At 43.1% G+C, this 12,496-nt stretch carries 12 protein-coding genes; 10 read left to right on the top strand and 2 right to left on the bottom strand.

Features of this window, described 5'->3' with window-relative positions:
- The first annotated feature begins 38 nt into the window (after positions 1-38).
- Entirely contained in the window at positions 39-527 is a 489-nt protein-coding gene (locus tag D104_RS36125; protein ID WP_024025563.1) for a hypothetical protein, read from the top strand.
- Between the two features lie 32 nt (positions 528-559).
- Here D104_RS36125 and D104_RS36120 read toward each other — a convergent pair whose 3' ends face one another.
- Positions 560-1,309 carry a DNA topoisomerase I gene (locus D104_RS36120; protein WP_024025562.1) on the bottom strand — a complete coding sequence of 250 codons (750 nt, stop codon included), beginning with the start codon at positions 1,307-1,309 and terminating at the stop codon, positions 560-562.
- A 190-nt stretch (positions 1,310-1,499) separates the two neighbouring features.
- Here D104_RS36120 and topA point away from each other — a divergent pair, with 190 nt between their 5' ends.
- Genes topA through D104_RS36105 form a run of 3 tightly spaced genes read left to right on the top strand, consistent with a single transcriptional unit; the run spans position 1,500 to position 4,863 of the window.
- Complete coding sequence (topA, locus tag D104_RS36115; protein WP_024025561.1) at positions 1,500-4,130, top strand: type I DNA topoisomerase; 2,631 nt, start codon at positions 1,500-1,502, stop codon at positions 4,128-4,130.
- Entirely contained in the window at positions 4,127-4,594 is a 468-nt protein-coding gene (locus tag D104_RS36110; protein ID WP_024025560.1) for a DUF6586 family protein, read from the top strand. The genes topA and D104_RS36110 overlap by 4 nt, the downstream gene beginning before the upstream one ends.
- Positions 4,595-4,596: 2 nt before the next feature.
- Positions 4,597-4,863: a hypothetical protein gene (locus D104_RS36105; protein WP_024025559.1), complete on the top strand. Its 267-nt coding sequence runs from the start codon at positions 4,597-4,599 to the stop codon at positions 4,861-4,863.
- A 49-nt stretch (positions 4,864-4,912) separates the two neighbouring features.
- Here the strand turns inward: D104_RS36105 and lexA are convergent, their stop codons facing one another.
- Positions 4,913-5,533, bottom strand: coding sequence for a transcriptional repressor LexA (gene lexA / locus D104_RS36100; RefSeq protein ID WP_024025558.1), 621 nt, complete (start codon positions 5,531-5,533; stop codon positions 4,913-4,915).
- 69 nt (positions 5,534-5,602) lie between these two features.
- Between lexA and dinG the strand changes: the two genes are divergently transcribed.
- From dinG to D104_RS36070, 6 genes are all read left to right on the top strand, one after another.
- Positions 5,603-7,726 carry an ATP-dependent DNA helicase DinG gene (gene dinG, locus D104_RS36095; RefSeq protein ID WP_024025557.1) on the top strand — a complete coding sequence of 708 codons (2,124 nt, stop codon included), beginning with the start codon at positions 5,603-5,605 and terminating at the stop codon, positions 7,724-7,726.
- 108 nt (positions 7,727-7,834) lie between these two features.
- Positions 7,835-9,181 (top strand): DEAD/DEAH box helicase, encoded by a 1,347-nt coding sequence (locus D104_RS36090; RefSeq protein ID WP_024025556.1) that lies wholly within the window; start codon positions 7,835-7,837, stop codon positions 9,179-9,181.
- 33 nt (positions 9,182-9,214) lie between these two features.
- Positions 9,215-10,636, top strand: coding sequence for a protein adenylyltransferase SelO (locus D104_RS36085; protein ID WP_024025555.1), 1,422 nt, complete (start codon positions 9,215-9,217; stop codon positions 10,634-10,636).
- Between the two features lie 52 nt (positions 10,637-10,688).
- A complete protein-coding gene (locus D104_RS36080; protein WP_024025554.1) occupies positions 10,689-11,717 on the top strand; it encodes an NAD(P)H-dependent glycerol-3-phosphate dehydrogenase in 1,029 nt (342 codons plus the stop codon).
- Complete coding sequence (locus D104_RS36075) at positions 11,710-11,994, top strand: DUF4389 domain-containing protein (protein WP_024025553.1); 285 nt, start codon at positions 11,710-11,712, stop codon at positions 11,992-11,994. The genes D104_RS36080 and D104_RS36075 overlap by 8 nt, the downstream gene beginning before the upstream one ends.
- A complete protein-coding gene (locus D104_RS36070) occupies positions 11,981-12,460 on the top strand; it encodes a SixA phosphatase family protein (protein WP_024025552.1) in 480 nt (159 codons plus the stop codon). The genes D104_RS36075 and D104_RS36070 overlap by 14 nt, the downstream gene beginning before the upstream one ends.
- Positions 12,461-12,496: the final 36 nt, after the last annotated feature.

The following is a 12,496-nucleotide window of genomic DNA, read 5'->3' as shown; positions in this document are numbered from 1 at the left end:
AATTTATTGTAGTTCAAAAAACTAGTGAGACATTAAGCATGACTGCTCTTATTGTTATTTTCATTACATTGTCTTTAATGGGGTCGGCATTATGGATTATGCCTCCTAAAAAAGAGCGTCAACGTATGGCTTTACGTTTGCATGCTCGAAAATTGGGTCTTATTGTTCAGCTTACATCAATTGACCTTCCTGACAAGTGGGATAAATCATTGAATCGGCAAAAAACGACGGCGTATTCGCTTTATCGCTCAAAGCCGGTTGCTTCTTTACCAGAGAAGGTTTGGCTGTTGCCTTATGAGGTGTGGAAATATAATGCACTTTCTAATGGTTGGTGGTCGAGTGATTCGATTGCGTTAACAGAAGATTCTCGTCATGTATTGGACGTTTACGGAGACTTATTGACAGGGGTTAAAATCACACCCGAAAGTGTGGCGCTTTACTGGAATGAAAATGGTGATGAAGACGCTTTAGAAGCAATGGCGCGTCTTGCTACTGCGTTAGCGGAGATAAAAGCAATCGCCTCTTAAAAAGAGGCGATTTGAGTTTTATTATTCACCGACTAACCTTCAGGGAGTTCGAGGTTGTGAATGATTTCGTTCAGTGCGTCTTCTGGATTATCGCTTTCTTTCATGGCTTCTATTTTGGGGGTTAAGATCGCTTTCATTCTGTCGGTCACAAAGGTTTTTAATATGTTCTTTTCAGGTCGTTCGATTGCGTCTGACTTAATGTGGGACAATATGACGCCATAAAGTGTTTGGGCAACTCGAAGATCGCCATCGGTAAAGTTTTTGTTGGCTTGCACAATTTGACGGTTTAATTGAATCCACAGGTTAAGCCAACGTAAATATTCGTAGCAGGCTTGGTAGTGAGTGTTACTTATGCGGCCTTTTCGGCGTAAATACAAAAGCATTTTTGCGAGCTTTGTTAATCGCTCTTTGTAATTACTTTTTTCTTGAAAGCTAAGAAGGTCGGGTTCGGGTGTAAATTCTTGCGGTTCATTGTTTCGGTCTTCTTCTGCGGTTGCGATGCGAATTTCAATTTTTTCAGGATCATCTGAATATTGCAGAAGCTCTCGAAGTGTGTCTAGATAGAAATCATAAAGCACATCGGCGGCAATTGTGTCAGTATTCACGTCTTTGAGACCGCGGATATGTTGCTCAACACGGTCGGCTCGATTAGATAGCTGTAATTGTTTTACGCGTCGCTGAGTGATTTCTTTTTCTTTTTGATGCGCGCGTGATCCAATAACCACAGACAAAAGTACAATGATGATCAAAAAAGCAATGGTTAATATTTGAAGGGTAGCCATGATTGTCCTTAAGCAATGAATTCAGTATGTTAAATAAGAAATACTAAGTTCAGCAAGATTTAATGTGTGAAACAATACAGGGATCGCTTGTCATATAAAAGGTGTTTGCTTAATATCAGCGCCCCTAGAGATTAAACTTCGTGCAACGTGGATTTGCAGACCTACTTTATTAAAAGGCTTACACAGTTCAATGGGAAAATCACTGGTTATCGTGGAATCGCCGGCTAAGGCGAAAACCATCAACAAATATCTGGGCAATGACTTTATTGTTAAATCGAGTGTGGGTCACATTCGAGATTTGCCTACAGGTACAACATCAACCTCAACACCTCAGGAACGAGCAAAGCAAGCGGCTTTGACTCGAAAAATGAGTCCAGAGGAAAAACTTGAGTATAAAAGTACCAAGTCACGAAAACAGCTGATTTCCAGAATGGGTGTCGACCCTGAAAGTAATTGGAAGGCGCATTATGAAATTTTGCCAGGTAAAGAAAAAGTCGTTGATGAACTAAAGCGATTGGCAAAAAATGCAGACACTATTTATCTCGCGACCGATTTGGATAGAGAGGGTGAAGCGATTGCTTGGCATCTTCGTGAAGCCATTGGTGGTGACGAAAGTCGTTATAAGCGAGTTGTATTTAACGAAATCACCAAAAAAGCGATAAAAGCGGCATTTGAAACACCTTCTGAACTGGATTTGAATCGAGTTAATGCTCAGCAAGCTCGTCGTTTTCTAGATCGAGTGGTTGGCTTCATGGTCTCACCTTTGCTTTGGGCAAAAGTGGCACGAGGCTTGTCGGCAGGTCGAGTGCAATCGGTTGCCGTGCGCTTAATTGTTGAACGTGAAAAAGAGATACGCGCTTTTGTTCCTGATGAGTTTTGGGAGCTAGACGCTTTACTTGCCACGCCATCAAAAGAAGTTATTAAATTTGAAGCGGCAAAGTATCAGAATAAAGAATACCGACCAGTCAATAAAACCGAATCGGATGAGCACCTAGCGCGCTTAAGTGGCGCGAAATACTTGGTTAGCAGTCGCGAAGATAAGCCAACCAGTAGTAAACCGTCTGCGCCATTTATTACGTCTACACTTCAGCAAGCGGCAAGTACGCGTTTGGGTTATGGGGTTAAGAAAACCATGATGCTCGCACAGCGTTTGTATGAAGGTGGTTATATCACCTACATGCGTACCGATTCGACAAACTTGAGTGTGGATGCTGTTGAGGCCTTGCGAGGTTATATCTCATCTACTTACGGCGATAAGTATTTGCCTGAAGAGCCTATTCGTTACAGTAGTAAAGAAGGCGCTCAAGAGGCCCATGAAGCGATTCGACCTTCTGACGTTACAGTGCGTGTTGACGATTTACTTGGCATGGAAAAAGATTCACATCGTCTATACGATTTGATTCGCAGCCAATTCATGGCATGTCAAATGACGCCAGCAGAGTATACATCAACCACCATTACAGTAAGTAGTGGCGAGTATGAGTTCAAAGCTAAAGGGCGTATTTTGCGTTTTGATGGTTATACTCGCGCTATGCAAACCGTGGTTAAAAAAGGCGAAGACAATATTTTGCCTGATGTTGCTAAAGGTGAATATTTATCCCTTAACGAATTGTTGGCAGAGCAGCATTTTACTAAGCCTGTCGCGCGTTTCAGTGAAGCAAGCTTGGTAAAAGAGTTGGAGAAACGAGGAATTGGCCGTCCATCAACGTACGCATCTATCATTTCTACGATTCAAGATCGTGGTTATGTGCGAGTTGAGAATCGCCGTTTTTATGCCGAAAAAATGGGCGATATTGTCACTGAGCGTTTGGTTGATAGCTTTAGTTCATTAATGAATTTTAGTTTCACGGCTCAAATGGAAGAGCAGCTTGATGATATCGCGGAAGGTCATAAGGATTGGATTAAAACGCTCAATGCCTTCTATAAAGATTTTAGTGGTGTTTTAGCCAAAGCCGAAGCGCCAGATGGCGGCATGATGCTAAATGAGCCGACACCAACGGACATTGAATGTCCAACATGCTCTCGACCTATGCAAATTCGTACAGCGAGTACGGGGGTGTTTATGTCTTGTTCTGGTTATGCATTACCGCCAAAAGAGCGTTGTAAAGCCACGATTAACCTTATTCGTGGGGATGATGTTGTTGCGGTTGATGACGAAGAAGGCGAATCAAAAGCACTGATTAACAAGCATCGCTGTACTATTTGTGGTTCTGCCATGGACAGTTATTTGATGGATGAGCATCGCAAGCTCCATGTTTGTGGTAACAATCCATCTTGTTCAGGTTATGAAGTAGAGCAGGGCACATTCAAGATCAAGGGTTACGATGGGCCTTTGCTGGAATGTGATAAATGTTCTGCTGATATGCAGTTGAAAACGGGCCGCTTTGGGAAATACTTTGGTTGTACCAATGAAGAATGTAAAAACACTCGTAAGCTTCTGAAAAGTGGTGAAGCTGCGCCACCAAAAATGGATCCTGTTCCAATGCCTGACCTTGCTTGTTTGAAGGTTGAGGATCATTACATTTTGCGAGATGGAGCCACGGGCTTATTCCTGGCGGCTAGTCAGTTTCCTCGTAAACGAGAGACGCGTGCGCCGCTCGTCAAAGAATTGCTTCCTTACATGGATCAGATTGATCCGAAATACCATTTCTTCGCTAAAGCACCTGTTGCCGATAATGAAGGTCGCCCAACGGTCATTCGCTATAGTCGAAAGACGAAAGAGCAGTATGTAATGACAGAGGAAGAAGGTAAGCCGACAGGTTGGAAGGCTTATTTTGTTGGGTCGAAATGGGTGATTGAGGAAGGCAAAAAGAAAAAATGAGTGGTGCAAGTTTAGCGAGTCTAACAAACCAAAAAATAGATACGGCAAGACGATTTATTCGTCAAAGTCAGGAAAGTGATGAAAAGTGGCTGAGTGTAGGCTTGGAGAGCTCGGCTATTTTTCAGCTAAGAAGTGCGCTCAATGGTTTTTTGAAAGAGCTTTCTTGTGCCTATTCGTTGTCTGGATCCTTGGACGTTGCGACACTTTTACTTGAAGCTGAGTCAAAGCAAATCATGGTACCTGCACTGTCTGAATTGGCTGACTTATTGTCTCGTTCAGACTCTTGGTGTGCTCAACTGTATCAGGCGTATTTAGTGCAGTTTGAGTGTCGCTCAAGCCTGTCTGTTGTTGAAAGCGATAATCTAATTGGTCGTGGTAATGACGCTGGCGCTTCAGTTGATTTCTATTTGGCGAAACTGGTTGAATTGGTATTACGTTTTAGAGAAGAGTCATCAGAGTATTGAATATGAAAGAGTCCTACCTAGAGATTGTTGAGCTGGAAAACGGCGATATCGTGCTGCGACCGGCCAGTGAAGATGGTGAGGAAACCGTGCCACTGGCAACCTTGCAAATTTCGGATGACACACGTTCGTCTCTGAAAGATCGCTATTTTGAATTGGCGAAATGCATGTTCCATGCAGGGATTGATTTTGTTTATTCTGAAGAGTCTTTATTTGATGATGATTCTGACTATTTAGCGGATGAAGAATTTCGACCGAAAATTTTGCATTGATACTTAAAATTGAAAAAGGCGAAGCGATGGCTTCGCCTTTTTTTAGGTTTTAAATCCCTTGGCGGATAACGCCAACGGATAAGCCTTCAATGGCAAAGTCTTCGCTTTCTAGGTCAACGATGATGTCATTAAATTCTTCGTTTTCCGGGATCAGCCTAACAATACTGCCCTTTTGCTCAAAACGTTTTACGGTGACTTCGTCTCCAATCCGAGCAACAACGATTTGACCGTTGTGAACTGTGTTAGTTTTATGAACGGCCAAAAGATCGCCTTCCATAATGCCTATATTTTTCATGCTTGTTCCAGACACAGAGAGAAAATAGTCTGCTTTTGGAGAAAACATGCTTGCTGGTATGTTGACGTGAGAGGCAATATTTTCCTGAGCAAGAATCGGATAACCTGCAGCGACCTTTCCTATGATGGGCAGGCCAAGGTCTTCTGGTTCGTCGTTCGACGCTTGATTCACTAAGCGAATCCCGCGTGAGGCGCCTGAAAGCATTTCAATAGCCCCTTTTCTACACAAGGCTTTTAGATGCTCTTCGGCGGCATTGGGGGATTTAAACCCAAGTCGACGAGCGATTTCTGCTCTGGTTGGCGGAAAACCAGTTTCACTAATAAATTCGCGAATGGTTTCTAGTACGTCAGATTGTCTTTTGGTTAATTTAATCATAGGTTATCTGGTTGTTTATACAGTAACTGTTATTATATACAGTATTCTTAACTAATCTCAATAATATAAATGCTTTCAGATGAACTAAAAAAACAAATTCAACTTGCATACCGAGCCTCTTTGGATGCGAAGTCCCATAAACCAAGGGCTGGACAGCGCCAAATGATTGGTGCGATTGCCCGTACCCTCGGGAATATTAAGCAAGGCTCAGAAGGCGAACGGCTCGATGAAAAGCATGTCGCAGTCATCGAGGCTGGAACGGGCACAGGTAAAACCTTGTCTTATTGTCTTGCGGCGATTCCTATCGCTAAAGCGCGAGGCTTGAAGTTAATCATTTCTACAGCAACAGTGGCGCTTCAAGAGCAGATCCTGCATAAGGAGCTACCAGATTTACTTGAGCATACGGAGCTAAGCTTTAAGTACACACTGGCAAAAGGTCGTGGCCGTTATTTGTGTTTGAACAATCTTGAAGGTTTTTTGAGCACAGAAGAGCAGGCTATGGATGACATGTTCGCAGGCCTTTTTGAGCAGCATCTACATTCGGATGATGTGAATACAGTTCTTTATCAAGAAATGGACGCCGCCATAGAAAAAGGCGAGTGGGATGGTGATAAAGACAATTGGGCTGGCATTATCCGAGACCAAGATTGGCGTCGTTTAACCACGGACCATCAGCAATGCACAAATCGTAATTGTGCGAATTATTCTGTATGCCCTTTCTTTAAGGCGAGAGCTGAGATAGAAACGGCGGATGTCATTGTGGCCAATCATGATTTGGTGTTGGCGGATTTGTCGCTTGGTGGGGGTGCGATTCTGACGCCGCCAAAAGAAACCATTTATGTGTTTGATGAAGGTCATCATCTTCCAGATAAAGCAATAGGACATTTTCGTCATGAAGTTCGATTGCAGCAAAGTATTACTTGGCTTAGGCAATTAGAAAAAAACTTGGTGAACTTAAAGCAAGAATTAACAGATGACGTCAGCCTTACTGGTCAATTGTTGTTAAAAATACCGCAGCAAATTCAAAGTATTGTGAATTTTATCCAATATGCGCAACAAGGTCTGGCACCTTACATTCAAGGTTTGGGGTTAGATCAAGAAAATAATCAGCATCGATTTGAGTTTGGCTTGGTGCCAGATGAATTGCGACAGCTGGCTTATAGCCTTCAAACGTCTTACCAGAAACTTTTTAATAATATAGAAAGTATTCAGGACGAATGTAAAAAGACCAAACAAAATGAAGGGATGGGCGTGACGTCCGAAACGGCAGAGACTTGGCAGCCTATATTGGGTGTTATTCTTGGTCGATTGGAGCAATGTGTTGGTTTGTGGCGTTTGTATTCCACCGTTGATGATCAAAATTACCCACCAAACGCACGGTGGTTGGTTTTATCCGGTCAGGGTATGGAGCAGGATATTGAGTTGGGCGGTTCGCCGATTCTTGCAGCCAATACGTTAAGGCAGCAATTGTGGGATAAATGTTTTGGCGCTGTGGTTACTTCCGCAACGCTAACGGCGCTAAACCAATTCCATCGTTTTAATATGCGTTCCGGTGTGCCAAAAGAAAGTGAATATTTACGCGTTGTTAGCCCATTTGATTTTCAAAATAATGGTTTATTGGTCGTGCCAGATATGGAACATGAGCCCAACCGCGTTGAGCAGCATACCGCTGAAATTATTAGCTACCTTGATGAGCATGTCAGTACAGACAAAGGCAGCTTAGTATTGTTTTCTTCCCGCCGACAAATGGAAGAAGTCGCTAAATCACTGACTGCTGGCTTACAAGAAATATTGCTGATGCAAGGTGAGCAATCTAAAAGGGTTATATTAGATTCCCATCGAGCACGAATTGATGAAGGCAAAGGCAGTTTGTTGTTGGGATTAGCCAGCTTTGCAGAAGGCGTGGATTTACCAGGGAATTATCTAACGTGTGTGTACATCGCCAAGATTCCTTTTGCTGTACCTGATGACCCTGTAGAAGCAACTTTGGCTGAGTGGATTCAAAAGCGTGGAGGCAACCCTTTTATGGAGATTACTATTCCGGATGCGTCTTTGCGTTTGGTTCAGGCGACGGGGCGACTATTGAGGAGTGAAAAAGACACTGGTGAAATTCACATTTTAGATAAACGTTTAAAGACAAAGCGTTATGGCTCGCAGTTGATTAATAGTTTGCCGCCGTATCGATATCAATAACATAGCTTAACAAACCGTAAGCAAAGGGTGATAAAGCGAGTTCAATTAGGTACACTCTTTGCAAAGATGATTAACCTCAAAACACAATAGAAGCGTATAGATTCCAATATGGAAAACCAAATTCAAGAAACACCACCAGAAACGGCAGAAAAACCAAAACGTACTCGTCGCACGAATAAGCGCCCAAAAAATAATGTAGAGTCTTCAGCTCACTTACCAGTTGAAAAAAAATTGACGGCTGAAGGTGAAGTAAGTACAGGGATTTGGTCTATTGACGATTTCCAGGTTGCTGCAGTGGAAGGTAAAATTCGCTTTCACGATTTGAATATTCCTGATCGGGTTATCAAATCAATTGCGGAAATGGGATTTGAGTACTGCAGTGAAATTCAGGCAGAAACATTACCAATGACATTGCAAGGTTATGACATCATTGGGCAAGCTCAGACGGGAACGGGTAAAACGGCGGCCTTTTTGATCGCGATGATCAGTGATTTTCTTGATTATCCGCTGGAAGAAAAGCGAGCGAATAACTTTGCTCGAGGCCTGATTATTGCACCAACACGTGAATTGGCATTGCAAATTGCCGATGAAGCAGTGAAGTTGACGACGAATTGTCACTTAAATGTTGTGACTCTTGTGGGTGGCTTAAGTTACGAGAAGCAAAAAATTGCGTTAGAAACTGAGAATGTCGACATATTGGTCGCAACGCCAGGTCGATTGTTGGATTTTGCTCGCAACCGTAAAGTACAGTTGGGTAAAGTGGAATGCCTTGTATTAGACGAGGCTGATCGTATGTTGTCTATGGGCTTCATTCCGGATGTGAAAAGCATCATTCGCATGACGCCTCATAAAGAATCAAGACAAACGATGTTGTTCAGTGCCACTTTCCCTAAAGATGTTCAAGCGCTTGCACAGCAATGGACATACTTCCCTAAAGAAGTGTCGGTTGTGCCAAAAGAAGCAACCAACCAAAATATAGAACAAGTTATTTATACGGTTGAAGCAGATCAAAAATGGCCTGTTTTAAAGCAGTTAATTGAAGAAAATGGTGGTCAACGTACGATTATTTTTGCCAATCGTCGTGATGAAACGCGTGACTTGTATGAACGTTTACGAAAAGCAAATATTAACTGCGCTATTTTGTCTGGCGAAGTGGCTCAAGATAAGCGTGTTAAAACGTTGAAGAACTTCAAAGACGGTATCATTCAGGTTCTTGTTGCGACGGACGTGGCGGGGCGTGGTATCCATGTTGATAATGTGGCATTGGTTGTTAACTATGCGTTGCCAGAAGACCCAGAAGATTATGTTCATCGTATCGGCCGTACAGGCCGGGGTGGCGAATCAGGTAAGTCTGTTAGCTTTGCCAGTGAAGACGATGCGTTCATGATTCCTGAAATCGAGAAGGTTGTTGGTGAGAGTATTCGCTGTGAATACATGGTTGATACGTCTCGATAAACAAAACATCGCTTACTTTTACAGTGAGACAAGATGAATTTAGAACATCACTTTGCAAGTCTGGGTGAGGCGTTTTCTTCAAAAACACTCATCCAACCACTTTTTGAGCAGCGCTTGGTTGAATTTAACCAAGCGCTTGCTTCCTTTCTATCGATCGATATTAAATCCTCTACCACAAAGCGCATACTCAATGGCGAAGAGACTTTATCTGCTAGTGTCAGTATGGTTTACGCTGGTCATCAATTTGGTGGTTTTTCTCCTCAGCTGGGTGATGGTCGCGGGGTGCTATTGGGTGAGGTGAAAGGTGCGGATGGCTTTTTGTATGATTTGCATATGAAAGGTGCTGGGCCAACACCTTATTCTCGTCGCGGTGATGGTCGTGCAGTTTTGCGATCTTGTATTCGAGAATATTTGGCGAGTGAAGCTATGGCGGCCTTGTCAGTGCCTTCTTCGCGCGCATTGGCGCTTTATGATAGTCGTGAGGCGGTTTATCGAGAAACGCCAGAGGCGGGCGCTATGTTGTTGCGAGTTGCGAAGGGGCATATTCGTTTCGGTCATTTTGAATACTTTTTTTCTCAAGGGAAACAGGCTGAACTGGACCAGCTTATCGAGTATTGCCTAAAGCATTATTATCCAGAATGTTTGGCTGCAGATTCGCCATTGCAAAGTATGCTGGTCGAAGTGGTAAAACGTACCGCTAGAATGATTGCCAAGTGGCAGTCAGTTGGCTTTCAACATGGTGTTATGAACACAGATAATTTTTCTTTTACTGGTGAGACAATTGATTATGGTCCTTATGGTTTTATGGAAGATTATGAGCCCGATTGGGTGTGTAATCATTCTGACCATGAAGGTCGTTACGCATTTTCACGCCAGCCGGGTGTTGGGTTATGGAATCTTAATTGTTTAATGCGGTGCTTCTCAAAACATTTGGAACGAGATCAGTTAATTTCAATATTGCAATGTTATGAGGCCGAGTTGCAGTCGCATTATGACGTGCTAATGATGAAAAAAATGGGCTTAAGTAAGGCTCAAAATGTTAGGGATCTTTTGCCGACTATATTGACACTGTTAGCAAAAGAAAAGATGGATTACACCGTATTTTTCCGCTTATTAAGCCATCTTGAAGTAGATGGTTTTACGGTCTTGCTTGATGAGGTTGTTGACCGTGATAGCTTATCTCATTGGTTTGATCGTTATCAGACCACAAGGTTAAGTGAGGGGCTGGTATGGTCTAAGGTCAGTCATGACATGTTGCTCGTTAATCCAAAGTTTATATTAAGAAATTATTTGGCCCATGATGCCATTCAGGCGGCTGAACAAGGTGATTATTTGCCATTTAGGCGATTGTTGAATGTTCTGAATCAGCCTTACAGTGAGCATCCTGAATCAGAGTTGCTGGCGCAAAGAGCGCCAGAATGGGGTCGGTCATTAGAAGTTAGTTGTTCGTCTTAGTGTTGTTTGTTTTTACGCAGTTAGGCGATATTTTAAAAGAGAAAGAGTCAATATGAAGCATTCTGTGTGTGTATTAGGTGGCGGTAGTTTTGGTACGGCCTTGGCAAATATTATGGCTAAAAATGGCCATCAGGTTAGTCAGTGGATGCGTAATGAAGAGCAGGTCGAAGAAATTAATCTCACCGGATTGAATAGCCGATATTTACCCGATGCGCCATTGCATCGTGAATTGTTGGCAACCAGTAATCTTGAACAAGCGATTCGTGACAGTGACACGGTATTTGTCTCTATTCCTTCAAAGTCTTTTGAGCAAGTTGTGCAGCGGATTGCGCCTTTATTGACGGCCGATAAAATACTGATTAGCACGACTAAAGGATTTAATCCAAATCGATTTGAACTTATGAGTGATGTTTTGCGTCGAAACCCTGCCACTCAAAAAATTGGCGTTCTAAGTGGTCCAAATTTGGCGAAAGAAATTGCTGCAGGGCAAATGACGGGCTCTGTAGTGGCAAGCTCGGATGATCTGGTTCGTCAGCGTGTGATTGAATTGCTTAAGTCGCCTACTTTCCGTGTTTATGAAAATAAAGACAGTACAGGTGTTGAGTTGGCTGGCGCATTAAAAAATATTTATGCGATTGTGTGCGGTCTTGCAAAAGCACTTAATGTTGGCGAAAACACAATGTCGATGATCATGACGCGCAGTCTGGCCGAGATGAGCCGTTTTGCCGTGCATTTCGGCGCTAACCCCATGACGTTTTTGGGCTTGGCAGGAATGGGCGATTTGATTGCTACCTGTACATCGCCTTTAAGTCGAAATTATCGAGTGGGTTTTGCTATCGGCTCTGGTAAGAATCTAGAGGAGGCGATTGGCGGTATTGGCGAGGTCGCTGAAGGGGTCAATACTTTAAAAATGGTAGTGGATGAGGCGCATAAGCACGGTTTGTATATGCCGCTTGCAGAAGGTTTGTCTAAACTGTTGTTTGAAAATGCAAAGCTGGAATCCTTGATTGGTTCAATGATGACAGGTGAGCAAAAATGGGATGTCGAATTTGCGACGAATGAGGAGAATGGCAATGTCTAAACCAGGTTATGCAGATCAAGGTTTTTGGTTTCGTTTGATTTTTATGTTGTTGTATTGGGTTGTATTAAACATCTCTGTCACCGTATTTGGTGTTTTGCTTGTGTTGGTGAGCCTGGTGAAATTAGGGTCGAAACATGAGCCTGTTATGCTTTCTTCTTGGTTAGGAAGTATGACGGCTTTTCTGCGCCAAAACCTGTCATTTTTATCTTTTGAAACAGAAGAAAAACCATTTCCATTTCAACCGTGGCCTCAGGTAGCGACGGATGAAGAAGCTTAAGCGACTCTATGTTCTGCGACATGGTAATGCTGAGCCGTATGGCTTAGGGCAGGATGAATTTCGTAAGCTTACTGAGCTTGGGGTCGCGGAAGTTAAGGCGACAGCCCGGGCTTTTTTAGTTAAAAAAGAAGTGCCAGATGTTGTATTTGTAAGTCCGTATGTGCGGGCGCAGCAGACAGCGACACACTTTCTGTCTGTTCTAGAAGGGGGCGTTGAAGTTCAAAATAGCCCCTTGATTACGCCTTATGGAAAAGAAGTTGAGGTGGCTGAGTGGTTGGATCAATTGCCTTATGAGTCTATTTTGTTGATCACTCATCAGCCTTTTGCGTATCAGCTTGTGGATTTCTTGGTGGACGAACCGTTGCCTGCCAATGTTGTTATGGCAACGGCGACACTTACTGCGGTTGAAGGTGAGTTTTTTGCTGGTGCATGCTGTCAGTTTCGTTGGTATTCATCCCCCCAGTGAAATATGGACTAGAATTTATTAGATTTGGTAATACGT

The sequence above is a fragment of the Marinomonas profundimaris genome (genome assembly GCF_000508165.1).
Taxonomy (GTDB): Bacteria; Pseudomonadota; Gammaproteobacteria; order Pseudomonadales; family Marinomonadaceae; genus Marinomonas; species Marinomonas profundimaris.
The sequence above is the reverse complement of the archived record's forward strand: the minus strand, read 5'-3'. Positions and strand labels throughout refer to the sequence as shown.

What these genes read in the sequence shown, in the direction of transcription:
- D104_RS36125 (WP_024025563.1), top strand. Translation starts at nt 39, where the DNA reads ATGACTGCTCTTATTGTTATTTTCATTACATTGTCTTTAATGGGGTCG.
- D104_RS36120 (WP_024025562.1), bottom strand. Translation starts at nt 1,309, where the DNA reads ATGGCTACCCTTCAAATATTAACCATTGCTTTTTTGATCATCATTGTA.
- topA (WP_024025561.1), top strand. Translation starts at nt 1,500, where the DNA reads ATGGGAAAATCACTGGTTATCGTGGAATCGCCGGCTAAGGCGAAAACC.
- D104_RS36110 (WP_024025560.1), top strand. Translation starts at nt 4,127, where the DNA reads ATGAGTGGTGCAAGTTTAGCGAGTCTAACAAACCAAAAAATAGATACG.
- D104_RS36105 (WP_024025559.1), top strand. Translation starts at nt 4,597, where the DNA reads ATGAAAGAGTCCTACCTAGAGATTGTTGAGCTGGAAAACGGCGATATC.
- lexA (WP_024025558.1), bottom strand. Translation starts at nt 5,533, where the DNA reads ATGATTAAATTAACCAAAAGACAATCTGACGTACTAGAAACCATTCGC.
- dinG (WP_024025557.1), top strand. Translation starts at nt 5,603, where the DNA reads ATGCTTTCAGATGAACTAAAAAAACAAATTCAACTTGCATACCGAGCC.
- D104_RS36090 (WP_024025556.1), top strand. Translation starts at nt 7,835, where the DNA reads ATGGAAAACCAAATTCAAGAAACACCACCAGAAACGGCAGAAAAACCA.
- D104_RS36085 (WP_024025555.1), top strand. Translation starts at nt 9,215, where the DNA reads ATGAATTTAGAACATCACTTTGCAAGTCTGGGTGAGGCGTTTTCTTCA.
- D104_RS36080 (WP_024025554.1), top strand. Translation starts at nt 10,689, where the DNA reads ATGAAGCATTCTGTGTGTGTATTAGGTGGCGGTAGTTTTGGTACGGCC.
- D104_RS36075 (WP_024025553.1), top strand. Translation starts at nt 11,710, where the DNA reads ATGTCTAAACCAGGTTATGCAGATCAAGGTTTTTGGTTTCGTTTGATT.
- D104_RS36070 (WP_024025552.1), top strand. Translation starts at nt 11,981, where the DNA reads ATGAAGAAGCTTAAGCGACTCTATGTTCTGCGACATGGTAATGCTGAG.